Origin of the sequence: Lewinella cohaerens DSM 23179 (assembly GCF_000379805.1) — a bacterium.
In the GTDB taxonomy this organism is placed as follows: domain Bacteria; phylum Bacteroidota; class Bacteroidia; order Chitinophagales; family Saprospiraceae; genus Lewinella; species Lewinella cohaerens.
Genome location: NZ_KB903536.1, coordinates 49,281 through 70,665, shown reverse-complemented (window position 1 = coordinate 70,665; position 21,385 = coordinate 49,281). Strand labels below are relative to the sequence as shown.

Annotated in this window: 22 protein-coding genes; 9 read left to right on the top strand and 13 right to left on the bottom strand. The window is 43.5% G+C overall.

Annotated elements, in window-relative coordinates:
* Positions 1-54: 54 nt before the first annotated feature.
* The 9 genes from A3EU_RS0106990 to A3EU_RS0106950 form a co-directional block, all read right to left on the bottom strand.
* On the bottom strand, positions 55-1,182 hold the full coding sequence (locus A3EU_RS0106990; protein WP_020535422.1) for a cytochrome-c peroxidase: 1,128 nt from the start codon (positions 1,180-1,182) through the stop codon (positions 55-57).
* A 7-nt stretch (positions 1,183-1,189) separates the two neighbouring features.
* Positions 1,190-2,128, bottom strand: a complete 939-nt coding sequence (locus A3EU_RS29645; RefSeq protein ID WP_044085553.1) for a cytochrome-c peroxidase — start codon at positions 2,126-2,128, stop codon at positions 1,190-1,192.
* Between the two features lie 480 nt (positions 2,129-2,608).
* Positions 2,609-3,370 (bottom strand): MbnP family protein, encoded by a 762-nt coding sequence (locus tag A3EU_RS0106980; protein ID WP_020535420.1) that lies wholly within the window; start codon positions 3,368-3,370, stop codon positions 2,609-2,611.
* Between the two features lie 101 nt (positions 3,371-3,471).
* Positions 3,472-4,326 (bottom strand): MbnP family protein, encoded by an 855-nt coding sequence (locus A3EU_RS35350; RefSeq protein ID WP_020535419.1) that lies wholly within the window; start codon positions 4,324-4,326, stop codon positions 3,472-3,474.
* 9 nt (positions 4,327-4,335) lie between these two features.
* The gene (locus A3EU_RS0106970; RefSeq protein ID WP_020535418.1) at positions 4,336-5,148 is read right to left on the bottom strand and encodes a 3'-5' exonuclease; all 813 of its coding nucleotides are present in this window, start codon (positions 5,146-5,148) and stop codon (positions 4,336-4,338) included.
* A gap of 80 nt (positions 5,149-5,228) precedes the next feature.
* Positions 5,229-6,302: an FAD:protein FMN transferase gene (locus A3EU_RS0106965; protein ID WP_020535417.1), complete on the bottom strand. Its 1,074-nt coding sequence runs from the start codon at positions 6,300-6,302 to the stop codon at positions 5,229-5,231.
* Positions 6,303-6,332: 30 nt separating this feature from the next.
* Complete coding sequence (locus tag A3EU_RS0106960; RefSeq protein ID WP_245569339.1) at positions 6,333-6,740, bottom strand: DoxX family protein; 408 nt, start codon at positions 6,738-6,740, stop codon at positions 6,333-6,335.
* Positions 6,737-8,173: an ArnT family glycosyltransferase gene (locus A3EU_RS0106955; protein ID WP_020535415.1), complete on the bottom strand. Its 1,437-nt coding sequence runs from the start codon at positions 8,171-8,173 to the stop codon at positions 6,737-6,739. Before A3EU_RS0106955 ends, A3EU_RS0106960 begins: the two co-directional genes overlap by 4 nt.
* Positions 8,173-9,012 carry a TerC family protein gene (locus tag A3EU_RS0106950; RefSeq protein WP_063824169.1) on the bottom strand — a complete coding sequence of 280 codons (840 nt, stop codon included), beginning with the start codon at positions 9,010-9,012 and terminating at the stop codon, positions 8,173-8,175. Before A3EU_RS0106950 ends, A3EU_RS0106955 begins: the two co-directional genes overlap by 1 nt.
* Before the next feature lie 798 nt (positions 9,013-9,810).
* Between A3EU_RS0106950 and A3EU_RS0106945 the strand changes: the two genes are divergently transcribed.
* The gene (locus A3EU_RS0106945) at positions 9,811-10,293 is read left to right on the top strand and encodes a DUF6495 family protein (RefSeq protein WP_020535413.1); all 483 of its coding nucleotides are present in this window, start codon (positions 9,811-9,813) and stop codon (positions 10,291-10,293) included.
* 149 nt (positions 10,294-10,442) lie between these two features.
* On the opposite strand, the gene trmD is transcribed toward A3EU_RS0106945, so the two are convergent.
* Complete coding sequence (gene trmD, locus A3EU_RS0106940; protein ID WP_026211263.1) at positions 10,443-11,123, bottom strand: tRNA (guanosine(37)-N1)-methyltransferase TrmD; 681 nt, start codon at positions 11,121-11,123, stop codon at positions 10,443-10,445.
* Positions 11,124-11,295: 172 nt separating this feature from the next.
* On the opposite strand from trmD, the gene A3EU_RS0106935 reads away from it, so the two are divergent.
* From A3EU_RS0106935 to A3EU_RS0106910, 6 genes are all read left to right on the top strand, one after another.
* Positions 11,296-12,378: an SH3 domain-containing protein gene (locus A3EU_RS0106935; RefSeq protein ID WP_169433324.1), complete on the top strand. Its 1,083-nt coding sequence runs from the start codon at positions 11,296-11,298 to the stop codon at positions 12,376-12,378.
* Positions 12,379-12,605: 227 nt separating this feature from the next.
* Positions 12,606-13,181: a 30S ribosomal protein S16 gene (locus A3EU_RS0106930; RefSeq protein ID WP_020535410.1), complete on the top strand. Its 576-nt coding sequence runs from the start codon at positions 12,606-12,608 to the stop codon at positions 13,179-13,181.
* A gap of 222 nt (positions 13,182-13,403) precedes the next feature.
* Positions 13,404-14,801, top strand: a complete 1,398-nt coding sequence (locus A3EU_RS0106925; RefSeq protein ID WP_020535409.1) for a hypothetical protein — start codon at positions 13,404-13,406, stop codon at positions 14,799-14,801.
* A 139-nt stretch (positions 14,802-14,940) separates the two neighbouring features.
* Positions 14,941-17,004, top strand: a complete 2,064-nt coding sequence (locus A3EU_RS0106920) for a sodium:solute symporter family protein (protein ID WP_020535408.1) — start codon at positions 14,941-14,943, stop codon at positions 17,002-17,004.
* A 222-nt stretch (positions 17,005-17,226) separates the two neighbouring features.
* Entirely contained in the window at positions 17,227-17,460 is a 234-nt protein-coding gene (locus A3EU_RS0106915; protein ID WP_020535407.1) for a hypothetical protein, read from the top strand.
* 201 nt (positions 17,461-17,661) lie between these two features.
* Entirely contained in the window at positions 17,662-18,204 is a 543-nt protein-coding gene (locus tag A3EU_RS0106910) for a peroxiredoxin-like family protein (RefSeq protein ID WP_156825687.1), read from the top strand.
* Here A3EU_RS0106910 and A3EU_RS0106905 read toward each other — a convergent pair.
* The 3 genes from A3EU_RS0106905 to rpsU form a co-directional block, all read right to left on the bottom strand.
* The gene (locus tag A3EU_RS0106905) at positions 18,197-18,865 is read right to left on the bottom strand and encodes a class I SAM-dependent methyltransferase (protein WP_020535405.1); all 669 of its coding nucleotides are present in this window, start codon (positions 18,863-18,865) and stop codon (positions 18,197-18,199) included. The genes A3EU_RS0106910 and A3EU_RS0106905 overlap by 8 nt on opposite strands.
* Before the next feature lie 71 nt (positions 18,866-18,936).
* Positions 18,937-19,374: a CBS domain-containing protein gene (locus A3EU_RS0106900; protein ID WP_020535404.1), complete on the bottom strand. Its 438-nt coding sequence runs from the start codon at positions 19,372-19,374 to the stop codon at positions 18,937-18,939.
* 198 nt (positions 19,375-19,572) lie between these two features.
* The gene (gene rpsU, locus A3EU_RS0106895) at positions 19,573-19,764 is read right to left on the bottom strand and encodes a 30S ribosomal protein S21 (protein WP_020535403.1); all 192 of its coding nucleotides are present in this window, start codon (positions 19,762-19,764) and stop codon (positions 19,573-19,575) included.
* Positions 19,765-19,873: 109 nt separating this feature from the next.
* Between rpsU and A3EU_RS0106890 the strand changes: the two genes are divergently transcribed.
* Positions 19,874-20,467 (top strand): Crp/Fnr family transcriptional regulator, encoded by a 594-nt coding sequence (locus A3EU_RS0106890; protein ID WP_020535402.1) that lies wholly within the window; start codon positions 19,874-19,876, stop codon positions 20,465-20,467.
* A 91-nt stretch (positions 20,468-20,558) separates the two neighbouring features.
* Positions 20,559-21,176, top strand: a complete 618-nt coding sequence (locus A3EU_RS29635; protein WP_020535401.1) for a DinB family protein — start codon at positions 20,559-20,561, stop codon at positions 21,174-21,176.
* The last annotated feature ends 209 nt before the right edge of the window (positions 21,177-21,385 follow it).

The window sequence follows — 21,385 nt, the reverse complement described above, 5'->3', positions numbered from 1 at the left end:
TGAAAAAAACTCGTTTTTTGTTAAGAAAAAGAATGGCCTTGCTTTTGTCAGGTATTAAAATGGGTTTTGGTGATTTGGATTATTGATAAACGAGGTGTCTGTGAGGGTGTGTAAAAAGGCTATTAAAGCTTGTTTCTCTTCCTCGGTGAGGTCAAAAGGCCTGATGTTGGGATCTTCGTTTTCTACACCATGTCCGCCTTGAGCATAGTGATCTAAGACTTGTTCCAGGGTTTCGAACCTTCCATCATGCATATAAGGAGCAGTGAGGGCAATGTTTCTTAAGGAGGGGGTGCGGAATGTGCCGTTATCAAAAAAAACTCCATTAACAGCTCCTCTTCCCAAATCTGTAAAGTCTGCTAAAGATGGTACATCATCCAATCCATTATTGTGGAATTTATTATCGGTGAAATTAGGCCCACTGTGGCAGTGTGTACAACCTGGGTGTTCTAAAGTTATCGCAGTCTCTACTTCAAAAAGCTCTAGACCTTGTTGTTCTTCTTCGGTAAATTCTTGTGAAAGGTCATTGAACCAAACAACCTTGTCGTATTTACTATTACCGCTGATCAGTGTCCGTTCAAATTGGGCTAAGGCTTTTACGGCCAAGTCACGTGTGATTTCGGATTTACGTTCAATACCAAAGGCAGCTCTAAAGAGAGAGGGGTAATCATTGTGGCGTTGTAGTTTTAATTCAACATTTTCCCAGCTGTCGTTTAATTCATCGTGTGCTTCGATGGGAAGGAATGCTTGATCTTCCAAGCTGGCAGAACGGCCATCCCAGAAAAAATCTTTTTCCATAAATACCAAATTGGCCAAGCTCATTGAACTACGCGGAGTAGGAATGCCTTGGATACCTACGCTTTTAGCCAACCCATCAGTAAAGCTTTGCTCTGGGAAATGGCAACTAAAACACCCCATTGTGCTATCGGCAGAAAGGATAGGGTCAAAGAACAACATTCTCCCAAGAAGGATACCTTGCTCGGTCATTGGATTGTCGGAAGGAATATTAGGTTGCCCAAGAAAAGAAGGGAAATCGAGTTCATAAGAAGTAGGTGCGTATGGACCAGTGATTAGTTCGTCGGTACAATCATCACAATCAGGCATTTCGTCATCATCGCAAGAAGCCATAAGAGAACAGCAGGCGAAAAAGGCACTTAGCACAAGGAATTTAAAGGTATGATTCATGGTTGGGCTATTTTTTAGCAGGATAGTACATTGGATTAGTTAAGGCAGAGGAGTCGGTCAAAGTTTGTAAAAATGCGATTAAATCTTGCTGATCTTTGTCACTAAGGTGCAAAGGTCTAACATTAGGATCTAGATTTTCAGCATATAGACCTCCTTCATTATAATGTTGGATAACCTCTTCGATGGACTCGAGCCTTCCATCGTGCATATAAGGAGCAGTTAGGAGAATATTTCTTAAGGTTGGAACCCGGAATTTCCCATTATCAAACTTGTTTCCGCTAATTCGACCAAGGCCTTCATCTGGGAAATCATCAAGAGAAAGGCTTTCATTCAAGCCATTGTTTGCAAAATTAAGGTTGGTAAACAGGGGGTCAGTATGGCAGTGGCTACATTCTGCCATTGGAACATCGGGATAGCCTGCATCGAAGAAGATGGTCCATCCTCTCTGTTCTTGTGGTGTAAACTGTGTTTCACCTCTTTGTACTCGGTCAAACTTACTATCTGTACTAATTAGGGTACGCTGAAATTGTGCGAGTGCCTTAGCCGTGGTTGCTTTGTTCATGCTGGCGTCTGGAAAAGCAAGCCTGAAAAGTTTCGAATAATCAGGGTGTAGCAGTAGACGCTCTTGTATTATCTCCCAGTGATTGCCCATCTCCAGGCTGTCATTTAATGGATGAAGTGCTTGTTCTTCAAGGCTAGGGCTTCGGCCGTCCCAAAAAACGCCTTTGTAATGATAGCCTATGTTAAGGAGGCTGGGAGCTGAGCGTTGTCCAGTTCTTCCGGCAATACCATTGCTAATGGCTCTCCCGTCGGTAAAAGCCAATGCGGGGTTATGACAACTGGCACAACTAATAGTGCTATCGAGGGAAAGGATGGGGTCGAAAAAGAGCGCTCTACCTAAGGTTACCCCCTCGTAGGTAAGTGGATTGTCAGATGGGATTTCCATTTCAACGAAGCCTTCAGGGGAAGGCGTGGGAAAAGGAGTAGGCTTTGACGTGCAAGCGTTAAATAGTCCAACGATCAGAACACCTAACAACAAGGAAAAGCTCGGCGTTTGAAATTGGAAATGTAGATGCGGGGAAGAAAAACGCCACTTGATTTGAAGTAAGCTAAACAAAACTTTAAGGAATCCTGGAGAGGGGGCGTTTGTAGTGGCAGGAGTGGAGGGGGCGTAGCACCCTCTTGTGGGAGGGACCCACCCAGCTGACCGGACCGCCAGAACTGCTCCTTCTGCATCCTTCGCAAAAGGGCAGGCGTCATCATCTGTTCTGTGAAACAGAACAGCCATGCAATACGCTAAAAAAACTCCGATGAATGTTCCTCTGACAGGAGGAGTTACTTGCCTATGATCGTCTTGGTAGTTTGTCAAACTACCAAGACGAAACAAAACTAAGTTTTTTTTGTTTGTTTTCAAAATTAAATAAAATTAATTATTTAATTTGAAGGAGTTGTTGAGGTTTTCCCATAACCAACCATAGATAGCAATATTGTTGGTGTGGTCCTGTGTATTTTCCTGGGCGCTGATATCCAAATAGTTGCCGTCTCGGGATAGGATGTCGTATACATCTACAGAAAAAGTCATGTTCGCCGGATTATCTTTCTGGATAATTAATGGCTTACTCATGGTTAGGGTCGTAAACAATTCGTCTTCCCCGATATGATAGGTAAGTGGGTCAGAAAATTGGCCGTCACCATCACGGTCAGCACGAGCTTCGATCTTGGCAAAAACATACCCTCTTGCCCAGGACCAAAAATTTTGACTTAATGGATGGTCAGCTGCATAATCACCAGGCTGGGTGGCATTAAGTTCTCCAGTTAGGCCTAAGCCGATTTTGATACCCGTATATACACCGGGTTCTAAATCGTCAAAATTGAGCTGGATACCTTGTTCAGCTGTAGCGTTATCGTACACCTCTTCATAATTAATAAGCTCAACTTCAGATAAAAGTACCCCTTCGGAATTATCGTCCTTGATCAAGGTAATATCGGAAACGTAGTAATTAAAAAGCTGAAACTTTAAAGGGCTTCCATCGGGATAGGTGTACACCTGATCAAACATTACCAGTGGTTCATCCTGGTAGGTGGCTTTAAAGGTTAAATCGAGGCTTCCGCGGGCTTCTTCTTCATCAGGGTCACAGGCAGAGAAAACAAGGCTTGCTGATAAAAGAAGTAAGAATAGTTGACGCATGGTAAAGGCTTTTGAGGGAATCAATAAATAGTATTGAGAAGGAATTATTTAGAATTCTTCCTATATACTATAACAAATAAAGTCCATCAAAGTTAAGGGTGCTACTGCGCTAAAACTTCTAAAAAGGTGAAGGATTGTGTAAGGTTATCGACAAATTGATTTTTTAGNGCAATGGTGTCTGTTTGCCTGACGTCAATTCCTGNAAACCAGCGAGAGACATCGTTTTCGATAACAAGTATAGGATCAAAGCCTTCAATGAAAGTAGTTGGGGTTGGAAGGTCTAGCTGAAGCTCCTTAAGAAAATCAGAACCGAAGATATTGATGATTCGTGGAATAGTATCAATAGAGGTCGTATCCTGAAAATATTCAATCTTGGCAAAGATGTACCCAGCTGTAGCGCCTAGGTTCATCTGGCCTGATTGAGGGGCTAAAGGGTGGCTGGTGGAAACAGAAGTGGTTACTGCACTATTGACAGGCTCTTTAATGCCAAAGGTGGCGCTTAAACTTGCTAGCACTCCACTGGTCTCGATAGATTCTAGTGTTATATTACGGGTAGCACGATCAATATCCGCAAGTAAGTAGTCGTCCCGAACGTAGATCATGCTGGTATCCGAGCCATTGGCAATACTGATATCTAGGGAGTCGGTAATTTCTAATGCTGTTCCATCACTCAGATTTAATTGCAAATCAGACCAATAAAAGCGAATTCTCTGGAGACGGAAAGGGTTGCCGTTTACATCATGGAAAAAAGTGTCAAGCCGCAACGATATGACGGTGTCTTGGTAAGTCCAAACATTGTTGAAACGAACTCGGAGTTGGGGAAAGGTGCAACAATCAGGGCAAGCTTCATCGGCGTCCAGGTCGAAGTTAGTAGCACGAGTATCTAAACAACCCGGAGTAGGTTCATAACATCCGGTAAAACAAAACACTATCAAAAGAAAGAGGACGATCCGCATGTGTGAGGCCTATTTGTGCTGCGTTTCCCGCATGATTTTTTTTACAATTTGTTTTACTTGGCTGGAGAATTCCTTATTAACAATCCAGTTGTAGTAATTTTTATCCTTCCTTAGGACATCGGCTACCACTTGTCCGTTGTATTTCCCAAAAGAAAAAACGATATTTCCGTGCTGATCGTACTTCATTTTTTGGGTGGCGTCGACAAAACGAGTATCGTTGGTGAAGTCGTGTAGTGACTTAATATCTGGAACTATTGCGTTGGGGGTCACATTACCATCGCCGTCAATATAATCTTTGCCTTCGTACATACTAAGCTGCCCCATTAATACATCAATGGTGGCTTTAACATCAGCCATAGCATCGTGGGCGTTCTCCATTTCTTTTTGGCAATAAAAACGGAGCGCGGCAGATAGTGTACGTGGCTCCATTTTATAAAAAATGCGTTGCACGTCGATCAACCGACGGTGATCTAAACTGAATTCCAAACCTGCACGGTCAAATTCTTCCATCAGCATCGGCACATCGAAGCGATTGGAGTTGTATCCTGCCAAGTCAGCATTGCCGATAAAATCAAAAATCTCCTGAGCTAATTGTGGGAAGTTTGGTTTGCGTGCGACGTCCTTGGGAGTGATGCCATGAACATTCATCGCTTCTTCTGAAATAGGAATACCCGGATTCACCAGGTAGGTTCTTTCTTCAGGTGGTTTGCCTTTGCCGGAGTATTTAATGAGCGCAATTTGAATAATGCGGTCACGTATGACGTGTAAACCTGTCGATTCAATATCAAAAAAAACAAGGTCTTTACTGAGTTGGAGATCCATTTAGGGGCTTGATTTCCGGCAAAGGTAGAGAAAGAATTGGAAAGAATACCGCGAGCCTGTCACGGCTATATATTCACGAGTTAAAAGGCCTCTTGTTCCGGGAGTAAGGAGGTGAAACCTTTTGTCGCTTTAGTATGCAACAGGCCTTCATCGTCGCTATAAATAAAATAACCTTCTAAATCAGGTTGCGTGTTGATCAACTCAAAGGCGGCATCTAGTCCTAAGACCATACAGGCCGTAGCAAATCCGTCAGCAGTGGCGCAGTCTTTTGCCAAAATAGAAGCACTTAGCAGGTTGCTGCGTTCCGGGTAGCCTGTGAATGGATTGATTGTGTGGCTGAATTTTTGACCATTTACCTCATAGTAATTTCGGTAGTTACCTGAGGTAGCGACTGCACGGTCTATCAAAGGTATTGCGACATCCATTTCGGTTGGGGCAGCATCTTCTTTAGGTATTGCAATTCCTACTCGCCAAGGGGTGTCATTGCTGCCCTTGTTGCCTTTGGCCACAACTTCACCGCCGATATCTACAAAGTAATTATTGATTCCAAGTTGACGAAGATAAGCAGCAACTAAATCTACACCGTACCCTTTGGCAATGGCTGAAAAATCTAGTTGAGTTCCCGGATATTCTTTGTCTAATTGGATGGCTGAAGGAGCGACAATAATGGAGTCGTAATCAATTTTATCCAAGCCAACAAAGGTCATCAAGGAATCTACCTTTGCACTGTCTATCGCTGTCACCGGATGTTTAGAGGTGTATCCAAAGCCCCAGTAATTGACCAGTGGCATAATCGTTGGATTAAAATTCTCGGAGGTAGCTTCTGCAATTTTTAGTGCCAACTCTAAGTTAGCAAGAAAATGCGGAGCACCCTGTAGGGTTTCAGCATCAATAGCATGTAAATCTCCGTGGTTGAATCGAGAGATGAGTGCGTCTGGAATATAAGTGGATACTTCCATGTTAAGTGCCACTAATAAAGAATCGACACTTGTTTTTAAACCTGTAATTTCAGAGCCTAGGTAACTTACTTTATAATAAGTACCCATAGTTTCCCCTTGAATCACCTGTATACTGGTCAGAGGCATTGAGTCGTCAGTGCGACAGGCAAACAAGACGGCAAGAGGAATGAGAAAAAAGTAGCTAATCGTTTTCATAGAGGGGGAGAACTTAGGGGGAGTTTCAATCTAAACCATTCGACGACGATCCCACCAGCCATCTAGTGAATATCGGCCAGGGCCCATAAGCAAAATGACCAGATATGCAGTGCCAAATAGTAGTGCAGATTCTTTGTCACGGATCGTGTCGCCACCATGCACAACAAAGGCTGCTACCAGCATGGTAAACAAAGCAGGGATAGATGCCCAACGCGTAAATAAGCCAATGATTATTAAAACCGAGCAAGCTACTTCTGAAAAAACAGCAAGACTGAGTGAAAGTTCAGTTCCTACTCCTAAGGGGTCTCCAAACTTGATGGGCCCTTCGGACAATAATTTCATCAATTTACCCCATCCATGATTGATTATCATAAAACCACCAAAAACAAGGCGGAGTAAAAGAAGAGAAATATCAGTAGCTTGACTTTTAGACATCATTCGTGATTTTGTGGTTCCAGCAACCAGACCTTATCCGGTAGGGTATCTGTAATTTCATAACGTTTATAAATAGAATTAGTTAAAACATTATGAGGGTGGTCGGTTCTTAATAAGATGTAGCGTGGTTGTTGAGCTAAAATATGCTGTGTTTCCTCGGAGAGGTCAATCTCTAGTGCATTAACATGGTGCTCATAAAATAGTAGAGAAGAGTGCACATAAGGAGTGAGGCTTTTTTGACCTAACAAATGGTAAACGATATGATGGTAATTGCCCGTATAAACAAGTTCTCCGGGAGCGAGCCGCTCCTTTAATATATCGGCTACCAATCGTGGGCCGTCTAGCTTGTTTTGGAAATAAGAAAATAGGCCAACAGAGATGCCCAAGAAGGTCGCGATGAGAAAACCTCGTGACCACAGTGCAGGGATTTTCCGAAGCCAAGCTTGTTGTTTGCGTTCTGGATCAAACCAGCTAGCCGCCAACAGAGCCAGTGGTGGCATCATTTGAATTTGGTAATGCCCAAACGTTTTGCCTGGCAATAAGGTCATAACGGTTACGCAAGCTAGCCATAGCATTAAGAAACCTTGCCAAATACGATCTTTAGCAAGAGGTTCCCTTAGTGCAAAAATGGCCAGCAGTGTAAACGGGAAAAAGCGACCTAAAAATGCGAGTGCAAATACAAACCGGTCCCCCCAGCTAGCTTCTACTGGGTACCGACTGGTTACATCGAATGTGTAAAACAAGAAGGCTTTCGTTTGGCCAAGGTTTGCATAGTAGCCATAAGTCAATACTAAAGGAAGAAAGAACACTAAGGTAAGTGGTAAGCATTCTTGGAAAACACTCTTGAAGAGGCGTTCTTTTCGCCAACCCTGCCAAAGTAAAAATAGTCCAATGGCCATAGCGTCAGCTGCAATGACATACTTGATCATAAAACCTACACCCAGCAATAAGCCCGCCAATAAAAAATGATAAACTTTCCTTTCTTCTCCCCAAACCAAGAGAAGAGCACCTATGGTGAAAGGATTGAAAAACAATTCCGTGTTGGGCGAAATCCCGTAGAATTTAAAAATGGAACTGAGTAAAAGGTAGCTAATACCCGCAGCCCAAGCCACTTTTGTACTTCCACTGGCTTTTTTTCCTAAGCGATAGAGCAAATAAGCGGTCAACCCTATCACCAAGGCCGTAAACAAACGCAAGAAAAAGATAGATCCTCCTCCCAGGAAACTCATCAGTGCGTAAACCAGAAAAATACCAATAGGCTTGGTGTCATAGCTGTCGACCAAATAGGTTTGGCCCTCTAAAAGCCCCTTGCCAATCAAGAAATAAGTGGTCTCATCATGATTGATCACACTAGGGAAGAACGTTCCCCAGCGTAATAAAATAGCGAGAAGCAACAATGCCGGTAACGCCCATTTAGACCAATCAATTTGTCGCATTATCCTTTGGCCTTGCCTTCGAGAATACCTTCTTTGACGGCATCCTCCTCTACACCGTGGAGTTGCACCGTGTCTACGCCTGTTTTGCGCAAACGTATGTTTAGAAACTCTACAAGTAGTGAGAACGCAATTGCAAAGTAGAGATATCCCTTAGGGACCGTTCCTACCACTGAACCTGCAATAGAAAGGTGTGCCAGGTGAGCGCCTTCCACGATCAGCATAAAGCCAATAAGGATCAAAAAGGCGAGCCCAAGCATCTGTATAGTCGGGTTGCGATTAACGAAATTACCCACAGGTGTAGCAAAAAGCATCATAATAAGAACGGAAACCACAACGGCTGCAATCATAATTGCAAGCGCACCAAACAGCCCGTTAGTCATCCCTACAGCAGTAAGAATCGAGTCAAAGCTGAAGACAATATTGATGATGGTAATCTGCACGATTACATTTGTGAGGTTTGACTTGCCCGATTTAGCGCTACTTTCCTCTTCGTGCCCTTCCAGTTTATGGTGAATTTCACTGGTCGATTTATACAACAGAAATACACCACCCGCAATTAAAATCAAGCTCTGGCCAGTGAAACCTGCTTCAATCAGGCCAGTGTGGATACTAAACAGCGAGGCACTCATTGCTACAAGGGCTGAAATGCCAAACAATAAAACAATTCTCATCACCATAGCCAAAACAAGGCCTATATTGGTAGCCCTGGGGCGTTCCTCTTCCGGAAGCTTATTGGCAGCAATAGTAATGAAAATGATGTTGTCAATACCAAGTACAATCTCTAGAAAAGTCAGTGTGATAAAGCTCATCCAGACACTGGCATCTCCCAAATTGGGCATTACGAGTTCCATAGCAATGTAGTCATTAATGATTAAGAACAGCACAAAGCTGCAAGTTTACGATATTCTGAAGAGTTTCTGGAATCAGGCCAGGGATAATTCAATACGAACCATGAAATTGGTTACACACTTTCGGAAAAGAGGAATGTTTATTTGGGCACCCCCTCCGCTAACGCTCCGGGTCGGGTCGTGCGCCACTCGCTGCTCGCTCGGCCCTCCTGGCGTCGGTCTGCCCGCTAAAGCGTGCCTGGCTACCACCCCTGGTGCAATTTAGGTGATGGGAATATTGCCAGTAAAAAGTGTTTAATTTGACCTATGATTAGCTTTTGTCTCACAGACAGAGACAGGTGTTAATGCAGTAGGAGCTTATGATCCTGTTGATGAATCTCTTTGAAGAGCAAGTACTAGTTGTAGAAAGGTGGAAGGAATGCTTGTTTAGCGTTGAAAAGTTTTTTAATTAAAAAAATGACAATTATTGTTTTGTTTTCGTATCTTTGCAACAAGCAGCACGACCAATGCTGTTTACCAATCATAGGAATCTACCCTCGCATGGTCAGCGAGAAAATCAGCGGTTTTTTTTAACGCATTGTAGGCCTCTTCTCAGTTCACTGAGGAGAGGGTGTGAAAGCGTGTCTTTCGCTAAGGTTAGCAGAAGATGTGCGGTGTTCGGACTGGAACTCACCAGATATAGGGTGGGTCCCGCCTTGCGGGCTATGCACCTATGTCAAACATGTTTGTTTACTCAGCATATTTAAACATCCTCTTCCTTATCTTTGCCCTCCAAAAGCAAAAAAACGCATGAAGTTTAGACGTCTTACTAAGGAGGAATTACAAGGCCTTGAGGGTGAATTTGTACAGTTTTTGGCTGCTAACACCATTACTGCTCAAGACTGGGAAAAACTCAAAATAGAAGAGGTAACGAAAGCAGAAGACCTTCTCAATCTTTTTAGTGATATCGTTTTTGAGAAAATTATCAAACAGGTCGTCTACCTTGAGTTTCGGACGCCCAATGATTTAAAGACTTTTCATTGCCTCGAAGACAAAATTATCCTCAATGGCTTACACATGGAAGGGCAGGCGAGCCATGATCTGACGAGCGACCTTCCCGCAGCAGAGCTTATGGAAAGTTTTAAAAAAGCGGATGTTCAACTGAAAATTTATACAGCCGAAAAAGCCTATCTACCTGATAGAGAAAAGGAAATCTTCCGCATGCTGGAAACCGGTGCCCTTATTGCTCCCCAAGGACAATGGTTCCAAACCATCGAGGCGCTAAAGGCCTAATATTGTGTTGTACCATGTTGATGGCTTGTTAAGAAATCAATTCAGCAGACAAATTAGTATCGCCTAGTCTTGTTAAAAAAAACGCTGTCAACGTGATTTAGGGAAGCTCAAAGGTCAAAGGTCAACCATCTAACAAACAAACCATCTAACTAATCCTCATCCAGTAAATCAGGCCGCCTGGCTTGGGTACGGGCCAATGCCTGTTCATAGCGCCACTCTTCAATTTTTGGGGTGTTTCCCGAGCGGAGGATATCTGGAATGTCTTGCCCCCGAAAAGAAGCTGGACGGGTATATACAGGGGGCGCTAGTAGATCGTCCTGAAAGGAATCGGTCAGTGCTGATTGCTCATCTCCTAAAACTCCGGGGAGCAGCCGGCCTATAGAATCTACCACTACTGCCGCAGCCAATTCGCCACCACTTAATACGTAGTCACCAATACTTATTTCCCTGGTCACATAATGTTCACGGATACGTTCATCAATCCCTTTATAATGCCCACAGATGAATAGGAGGTTTTCTTTAAGAGAAAGGTGATTGGCAATAGCCTGCCGATACCGTTCTCCATCAGGCGTAAGAAAAATGATGTCATCGTAGGTACGTTCCTTCATGAGGTCATCAATGCAGTTGGCCAATGGCTCACACATCATGACCATTCCGGCGCCGCCCCCGAATTGGTAGTCGTCAATTTGCTTGTGTTTGCCCAAGCCATAGTCACGTAAATTATGGGTGACAACTTCTAATAAGCCCTTGTCTTGCGCACGCTTCATGATCGAATGCTCAAACGGACTGCGCAATAACTCGGGCATCACGGAAATAATATCAATACGCATGGACGGCTGATTTTTCGCAAAGCTGACCATTTTTTCTCTTACTCACAATTTTTGACAGTCAATTTCTAATACGCGTTTACAAATGCTCAGCCAGTTACGACACTTACTCATCAAGGGTAGTTTGGCGGTAGATGTGCCTCTATTTTTGGTGCATCAACTAAATCACAAGAACATGCGCACCACACTATTGGCAATAATCATTATCAGCACTCATTCTTTATTCGGACAGTACGACGAGGCTTTTTTTACAGTCACGGCGACTTCAGGACTTACGCTCCGGGAAGGCCCCGGACTTGAGTATGATCGTTTAACTGCGATTCCTTTTAATACCCAGGTCACTGCGTTGGAAGATGAAATCAATTACGAACAAAGGGATACCATTGGAGACATCAGCGGGTACTGGCTACCTGTTCGATATGAACAAAAACAAGGGTACTTATTCTCGCCTTATCTGAAAAGGGGCCATTTGTTTAGACCATCAGAAGACGGGATAAATAGTGATTTTCGTATCGTTATTCCTGGAATGCGAGTCAGTTCACTCAATTATGACAATGATCTTCATTGGTATGCACTCATTGCCAAGGCAGGGGAGGAGCAATGGGGCTTTCGCCTAAAGAAAGTGAACCCTCAAGTAGATTTTGAGCCAATGACAATGGAGGAACACTACAACTGGGACGATGAAGAGGGGCTGGTAAGTATGGACCTAGAAGTATCTGACGACTATGTGTTTCTTTTCATTGGCACTCATCAACCCGTTGCAGCGGTAGAAGAATTAGTTCAAAAGACTTATCATAGTGAATCAAGCAATTACCCTGAGTGGGGACAACAAATATATCCTTACCAACAACTCAATATCTTTGATACCAATGACGGTGGGAAATACGTACTTTCCGGCCATGCCCAGCCGACAAAAAGAACTTATGCGTCTGAGGATGAAATCGATTATTCTCTTGGAATAAGTTATTATCAGAATTCAAATTACTATCGGGTAAATCCTGATCAATCATTTACATCAGAGTTTGTTACTTATCCTGATGAAGAATTAATAACTTATTTTCATCATTATCCACGAATCTTCTGGCAAGGGGATCTTAATGGCGACTTGATGCCAGACCTGATTTTCTACCAGCCCAACACGAGTGAATGTTGTGGCGGTTCAGAAAGTTTTTTCCTTTTAATGTCTGAACAAAAGGAGGGAAACTGGGAGTGGCACCGCGTAGCCGATGATACTCTTGAAAGTTGGGGCGGGTGTTAGCTTAGTGATCGCCTCGCAATTCCCGTTTATCGAAATTGCATCCTCGCGAGTGTAACGAGCACTTCTACAAGCGCAGCGAGAACGAATAAATCTAAGCAAAAGTTACCAGGGTAACGAAATAAGCGTATCTTTGCGGCTCCGCTCGGAAAAGGGTGGGAAATTTGGCAATCCCGTAGCTTGCTGGACAAGGTAAACGGGGATCATTCAACAAAACAGGACATTTAAATATGCCAGTTAAAATTCGCTTACAGCGTAAGGGTCGTAAAAAACGCCCTTTCTACCACATCGTAGTTGCCGACGCACGTTCACCACGTGATGGCCGTTTTATCTCTAAGTTGGGTACTTACAACCCTATGACTAAGCCTGCTACCATCGATATCGATCGTGAAGAGGCTTACGAATGGTTGATGAAGGGTGCACAGCCTACGGATACCGTTCGCGCTATCCTTCGTTTCAAAGGTGTAATGTACCGCAAGCACTTGATGCGTGGTGTACAAAAAGGTGCGCTTACCCAAGAGGAAGCCGATAAGAAATGGCAAGAATGGATTGACGCTAAAGAAGAAAAAGTGGCTGCTCGCCGCGATGCTTCTCTTGCAGAAATCGAGAACTTCCACGCTAAATTGTTTGGCAATGCACCTGTAATTGTCGAAGAAGCTCCTGTAGTCGAAGAAGCACCAGCTGCTGAAGAGGCTCCTGCTGCTGAAGAGGCCGCTCCTGAAGCACCAGCCGAAGAAGCACCTGCTGCTGAAGCTGCTACGGAAGAAGCACCAGCTGCTGAAGAAGAAAAGAAGGACGAAGCTTAAACCCTTCGTTTTCTATAAAAGCTGACTTAGGGCTTATCTGCTACTGGCAGGTAAGCCCTTTTCCATTTATATTTTAACGTCCGAAATTATTTTTTGCAGAATACACAATGTATATTTGCAACGGCTTCCTAAAAGCCATACTTTATTCCAAAATTATTGCAGTGAACCTGGTAGTGCCGAATGTTGCACTACCAGGTTCGCTTTTATAAAAAATAGCTTAGGATGTATGAGTTAATACCAGAATATCTGGAAAGATTAGAAACAATAGCCGGAGAAATCCAGGCAAGTGAAGTTTTGCAGCAATATCTTGAAGAGGAAGAAGAAGAATACTTCAATACCCTTAAAGAGATGTTTGAGCCAAACATCAATTTGGTTTATCAGGATGTAGCAGCCCATCACCCACTACAACTTATCCACCTCGAGCGCATCCTTCTGGATACGGCCTTTGAAGGTCTATTCCTGCCTCGTATCCTCGGTTTTAGTGTATTAAGAGGAACCGTCGATCATCGTTACAAGTACACTCGACCACAACATCATTTTCAGGATATTCTCCTGGCCATTTGCAATTCAGCAAATTTTGATATTCTTAAAAAACGGATTGGGCAAACGATCCAGATTGGGTTCGCTTTAAGTAGTGATATCTGGGTGACTAACTTGATCAATGCGATAGATAATCGCCGAGTACGCCATTACTTGCAAGGCTTGAAATCAGACCGCTTACGGGTATTGGATGAACGTAAGCGTGATTATGCTCGCTATAACCGCCAGTTTGTTAGTGAAAACTACCTCTCTGTTGTGTTTCCGGATACGCCAGCAGAGCTTACTATCGAATACGCTGGCCTTGAGCGCTTCCTTTTGTACCGTATCAATACCCAGGAAGATAATTCTTCCATTGTCCCCCCTCTTGATACTTTTGTGAGCAGTGATGAACTCAATGGTACAACAGAGCACATGAAAATAGCTACACTCTATGGTGCTTTCTTTGAATTGCCTGACGATAGCCAGGTAGTACTAAGTGAAGCCATTGAGAAAATGCGTACAAGTTTGCCTGATGCTGATGAGGCTCAGTTGGAGTTTTTGTTGTACCTCCATGCTCATAAAGAAGTAAAACTCACACCCGAGGCTGATCTGAATCTGGCTGCACTATATGATCGCCAAACCGATGATCAACTTAGTGATTACTTTACGATCATTGAAAAAATTCATACAGAGGGCTATACCAACGAGCCAACCCAAGAGGCAATTCGGGAGGTATACCTAAACCATGAAGGGCTTTCCTCTTTTAATGAAGGTATCCGTCGTACTATTTTTCATTATTTTGACATTTTTGTTAAAAATCTTGAAGCAAAGGATTACCCTGAATATTTTGAGATTACAAAGCTTTTTGCCGTTTACATGGGGCTCTTTGGCAACCAGAAGTTTAACCAAGACCTTAAAGAACTTTCAATGGCTTATGTTAAAAAGTTGTTGAAAGTCTATACGGATAAGCGCGGTAAAGACTACCAGGATATCAAAAAGTTTGTTTCAGCGACATTCCTTGATTTTGGCTTCTTGACGGACAAAGAAATTGTCAATCTCTTCAAAACACGGCGTAAGCGTAAGAAGAAAGAAGACGAATAAATAGGCATCAAAAAAAGCCGCAGGCACTGCCTGCGGCTTTTTTGATGAATACGGAGGCTTAAAAGTATTGCGCAAGGCACGGAATTTGTTAAATTGAGCACGATTAACTAATACGCTATCGTCGTTAAAGTTCCTTCCTATGCGTTTGAGTACCCTTGACTGGGGCATCATTGCCGCCTTTTTCCTTTTCTCATTGGTAATTGGGGTCTGGACCTCTCGCCGAGCCGGTAAAGGTTTTGCCGAATTTTTTCTGTCTGGCCGCGGTATGCCCTGGTGGCTCCTTGGTATCAGTATGGTTGCCACTACCTTTAGTGCTGATACCCCAAATTTAGTGTCCGACATTGTTCGTCAGAATGGTGTATCCGGCAACTGGGTCTGGTGGGCTTTCCTGCTCACGGGAATGCTCACAGTTTTTCTATATGCTAAACTTTGGCGAAGGTCCGGTGTATTAACAGACCTCGAGTTTTACGAACTTCGATATAGTGGTAAGCCTGCTTCTTTTTTACGAGGATTTCGAGCGGTTTACCTGGGCGTTATCTTTAACGTTATGATCATGGCGACCGTCTGCCTGGCAGCAATTAAGATTGGGAGCGTCTTACTGGGGCTCACCCCCGTACAAACGGTTCTGATTGCTTCTCTTGTTACCGTTGTATACACAGGCCTAGGTGGATTAAGAGGCGTTATTATTACCGACTTTTTTCAGTTTGTCCTGGCGATGGGGGGAATGGTATGGGCTGCCATGATTATTCTCGATCGTCCGGATATTCAAGGGCTTGATAGCTTATTGGCTCATCCCAATTTACAAGGGAAATTGAACTTCTTACCCGATTTCAATAATTGGGAAGTTGTATGGCCGTTATTTATCCTTCCTTTGGCGGTGCAGTGGTGGTCCGTCTGGTATCCTGGGGCAGAGCCCGGAGGAGGAGGCTATATCGTGCAGAGAATGTTGTCTGCCAAAGACGAGAAACATGCGATTGGTGCTACGCTATTGTTTAATATAACTCATTATGCACTCCGGCCTTGGCCTTGGTTACTGATTGCCCTTGCTTCCCTTATTTATTACCCGTTAAAGGTTAACCCTTCTCCGGCAACGCCTCAAGTCTACGTACATGCCGATGCAGCAGATTTTTTGAACAATCACCTTGATGATGCTGCTTTGGCTTCATTAGAGGCTGGTCTTGCTTATCAAATAGCCCAAAATTCCGGACAGGAAGAAGAGGCTGATTATGAACGACTAGCAGCGATTGTTCAAGATCATCCAATGTCGTTGGAAGTACGATCATTGGCCTATATTTATCACGAAAAAAATAAGACGGCTACAGATAAAGCAAAATGGACCGATCCGCTGACCGAGGAAGGCTTGGTTTATATCCATTTGGCAAAACCGGATATTGCATTGAGTAAGCTGGGGCATGACCTCGGGTTCTCGCTGATGCTGCAATTTATGCCTTCTGGACTATTAGGGCTACTGTTAGCAGCTTTGATCGCCGCTTTCATGTCTACGATCTCTACGCACCTCAATTGGGGCGCTTCTTATTTGGTTAATGATGTCTACAGGCGCTTCCTGAAGCCTGAAGCAACAGAGCAGGAACAGGTTCGGCTTGGCCGTTTTGCTACCGTTGTTCTGATGGCGTTGGCTGCGCTATTGGCGTTAGCTTTGGAAGATGCGCTGGCGGCTTTCAATATCATTCTCCAAATTGGAGCAGGTACAGGACTTTTATTTATCCTCCGTTGGTTTTGGTGGAGGATAAATGCTTATTCTGAAATTGCAGCGATGTTTATATCTTTCTTCGTTGCTGTTTATTTTGAGTTTTTGCATCCTGTTGATTTACCAGATCATGCCCGCTTAGTGTATAGTGTTGGGATAACAACCGTGGGGTGGGTCTTGGTGACCTTCGTGACCAGGCCTACTTCAAAAGACACACTTATTCGGTTTTACCGCCTCATTCGCCCACATTCAGCGGGCTGGGATGCTGTCATCCAGTATGCTAAAAAAGCAGAAGAGTTGGCTGCTCCTATCCCCACAAGCTCATTTATGCTAGAGTTGAGCTGTATGTTTGCAGGTTGCTTTTTGGTCTATGGTTTGTTGTTTAGTACTGGGTTTTTACTTTATGGTGCATTTGGGCAGGCTACTGTAAGCCTTTTGCTGTCTTTGATAGCAGGCTGGGCCATTTATCGGAATTGGTCAAAAATTCAACAGTAACAGTTTGTATAAAAAACAGGAGGATTGGATGTTAAAATTTCTTTGAAGGCAAACTAAATTGGGGATTGGAGGGTTTTATAGGAAGTAATCGTCATTTGTTAAAATTTGGAATAATTGATATATTCAAAATATTATTCGTAATTTTAAGGATGATCAGCGTAAGAATTGTGAATGTGTTTTTATGTCTGCTATACAATCGTTTTATCATCAAACCCAATGCTCATGAATCGTAGGTCTCTCAAGCAGAGGTTGCTAAGAACCCGTATTGCCTTAAAACAGACCCTGAATCGAATTTTGGACATTAACCGCAAACGAAAAGCATTAAGCGAATTGGTTGAATTCAAAGAACACTCCGCTAAATTGGAAGATGAACTAAAGGTATTAAATCACCTGGCTTCTAATCAGGCTAATTTAGTAAGGAAGTACGAAAATGATCTGGCCGTTTCTGACGCCTGATCAAATCAGCTTAACACTAATGTTTAGCGAACCAATAGGACTATCTTCATTTGAAGGTAGTCCGTTTTGTTTTCTGAAATAGCTTGTTAATCCGCTTGTATCTGCTGCAAGGGTAAAAATTAGTAAAAAACCATGAACAATTAGCTACCCTAATTTTGTTAGATGGGCGGGAATGAAATAAATTCATCTCAGAAGCGGTATATGAGTACATTTTCAGTGGACAAGGAGACGATGGAGAGCATGCTCACTAACCAAGGTACCAACCTCTGGCAACTTTCTCTTGGGCACCCCGTATTATTGGTTTTCTTAAGACACTTTGGCTGTACCTTCTGTCGCGAGGCATTAAGTGATATTGCTAAGATTAAGCCCCGGATTGAATCAAAGGGAATTAGTGTTGTTTTTGTTCACATGACAGAAAACAAGATCGCTGATCGATATTTTCAGCGTTACGAATTATCAGGTGCTATTCATATCAGCGACCCCGAGTGTAATTATTATGCAAAATTTGGATTGGTGAAAGGCAACTTCACCCAGCTGTATGGACTACAGTCATGGATCCGAGGATTCCAGTCTAGTGTCGTCGAAGGGAATGGCGCTGGTTTTAGGCGTATCGGAGACGGGTTTCAGATGCCAGGTGTATTCGTTATCCATAAAGGAAAAATAAAGGATGCTTTCATTCACCGCCTTTCTCATGATCGTCCGGATTACGAAAGCCTCGTCCTAAACTGCTGCGAAATCAAATAAGTACCAGGATATCCAGAATATTGACGGAACGGGTAACATCATCCCAGAGGATATCTTCTTTGGTCAATTGTAACTTATAATTGGTATGATTACTGAGTTTTTCGATAAAACCTTTTGCCATTTCGCGAGAGGGTTCTGTCAAGATAATACGCCCCCCTGGTTCCATCATTTTATTGAAAGCATGCTCCAAATCGGCGAAGAAACGTTGTTCGTAAGCGACATCAGAAGCGAGTAACAATTCGGTTTGTAGGTGTTCGGCTGGTTTCCGCCAATCCATTGTTAACGTTTGCAAGGGTACCTGCAAATTTTGACTCCAATTCTTCTTCAAGAAATCTAAAGGTTCGGGCAGATAGTCGGTTAAAGTAACCTTCGCACCTAACATGCCTGCAACAATTCCTGGTAACCCAAGGCCGCAACCTATTTCCGTTACACATAGCCCTGGGCTGATGATGTTTTCACGTACCAAGTACTTTCCCAGTGCAATGGCCGAATGCCAAAGGTCTGCCCAATAGGGAATCCGTTGGTCGAGGTAATCCTCATGGTCTTCCCCTTTTTTGATTAGGGCATCAAGCAACTCATCACCGTTGGTAATATGTGTGATGTTTACTGCAAGACCATGCAGATCGAGGGTGTCCGTTTGAGTCTGGTAAGGAAATGTCAATAGCGTATTTTGGTCCGAAGGTAAGGTTTGTTTGTGGTATTTCAAATGAAATTACCTACGCCAAAACAAGCCTAATAAACACCAGTGCGCATTTCCGTAAAGGCATAGCGCAGTAGATCGTGCGTTGTTACAATACCAATCAATTTGCCGTCATCCAAAATAGGGAGGGCATGCATCTTGTTAGACAGGAATACATCAGCAGCCAGATCGATTTGATCGTCGGGTGTCAGAAAAACAGGATAGGCAGACATCATGTCGTGAGCAGAAAGGTAATCAAACTCCTTTTCACTGTAGGTGGCACCAGTAGAGTTGAGACTGAGAATATAAGTAGCTCGCCCAAGGTCTTCTTTACTGATAATACCTTTTAGTTTATTGTCGAAATCCAGCACGGGTACGTGATGAAAGTGGTGATTGTCGAATATTTTCTTGACCTCAGAAAAGGTAGCAGTTTCAAATACACTGATGACATTTTTAGTCATAATGCGTTCAACGGTATGTAGCTTATTCATAACTTGTAGTCATTGATTAATACCAACAATTTCGGAGGAATGGACTACGGGGCTGGTGATTTTTCTCAGCCTGGTTTATGAATTTTATCAAGTAATGAATGCTTGATCTTTTGCAATGAAAAATCCCAAATGTCAGGAAAGACATTTGGGATTTTATGACACTATTTAGTGCTAGGGCTTTCACCTCGTAGGGAATGACTATTCGGCGTCGCGAAATTTGTCTTCCTTGTAGATTGCCTTTAATGTTTCTTTACGACGCTTTACTGAAGGCTTCGTAAATTCACGACGATTTCGTACTTCACGAATCACGCGAGTATTGATAGATTTGCGCTTGTAACGCTTGAGTGCTTTGTCAATAGATTCGCCACTGCGAACGTCGATAATTAGCATAATTACTACGAGTTATTAATTTTGCGGTGCAAAGATAGAAGTATCTACTAAAATAACAAGTGTTGGATGTAGATTTTTTTTGATCAGTAATGGGGAATAACATAATAAGATGGATCTTAATGCAGATAAAGAACAGTTAAAGTCCTTTTTTAATCAAACAGTCAAGATTAGAGAAGAGGTTTGGGATGTCTGCTTGCCTGCTTGGCAGCCTTTTTCGGCTAAGCGACGGACGATTTTGACTACAGCGGGAGATCGTGAGCGATACCTTTATTTTGTATTGGACGGTATTCAGCGGGTATTTTTCTTAACCGAAGATGGCGCCAAAGAGGCTACCTTGGTGTTTACCTATGCACCATCGCTGAGTGGCGTAGCAGATTCTTTCTTGGGGCAGCATCCGTCGCATTTTTATCTGGAAACCCTGACAGAGAGTCGCTTCTTGCGTATACCTTATCATGCTTTTATGGAGCAGTGTCTGACTTTTCCGGAGATGAACCAATTGTCGCTGGCCTTGGCAGCTTCTGCCTTTGAAGGGGTATTGCTGCGGCAAGCCGAGCTGCAAACGGCTGGCGCTGAAGCTAAGTTCAGGGCCCTTTTAGAGCGCAGCCCTCATGTACTCAATTTAATTCCTCATAAATACCTGGCCTCCTACTTAGGTATTGATCCGGCAACTTTTAGCCGCCTGCTGGGGAGTGTGAAGCTGTGAGCGCTTTTGCATAATTCTTAAATCATGACATTCCTCAAGATTTTTCTTCTGAAATAGCGGGTTATTTGTGATAGAATCAAAAAAAGGAACTATGCCTGTATTTAATCGTAAGAAATTATTACAAGATCTGGAAGTCACCGTACGACGTGGAATTGATGTTATTGCTCAGCTCCGCACCACCGGAGAAGCCCGTCTAAGCGCCCCAGGGGCGGAAGGTAGCTGGAGTGTTGTACAACATCTGCATCATCTGAATTTTTATGCGACCTTTTATACGGAGGTCATCGAGCAATGCCTGGATGGCGCAAAGAGTAGTTCCAAGGAAACCTTCAATAGTGGCTGGTTGGGCAATTATTTCACAACGATTATTGGCCCGGCAGAAGTGGAACAACCCCTCAAGGTGAAAATGAAATCACCAGCAAACGCAATTCCACCTCATAGCAGTGAATTGGAGGTAGAAGCTGAATTGGAAACATTTTTGGGTTTCCAAAAACGGTTGTTGTACTTGTTGCAACGGGCCCGGCAAGTAGATTTGGGAGGGCACCGAGTACCTACCTCATTGAGCAAAATGATACGACTGAAGTTGGGGGATAGTTTCCGATTTGTGATTGCCCACCAGGAACGGCATTTTCAGCATATTGAGCGGAATAATTACCCTGAAATGTCGCCCTTCACTTTGATTCGTTCTTCCCCATCATCCAATAGAAATTGATATACGACCTCATCCGAGGCCGTATTAATTCCGATAAACATTGTTCTACCAATCTATAACCTCGCCGAGGTCAAAACACATAAATGTGTCCCAACCGTAGATCGCACTGGTACGATTAGCCCTCTGTACCCCCATATACAGCGCGCAGGGCAAGGCCCGGAGCTCGGTGGGCCGGGAGGCACGCAACAGCAAAGGATGGTAGTGGTTCC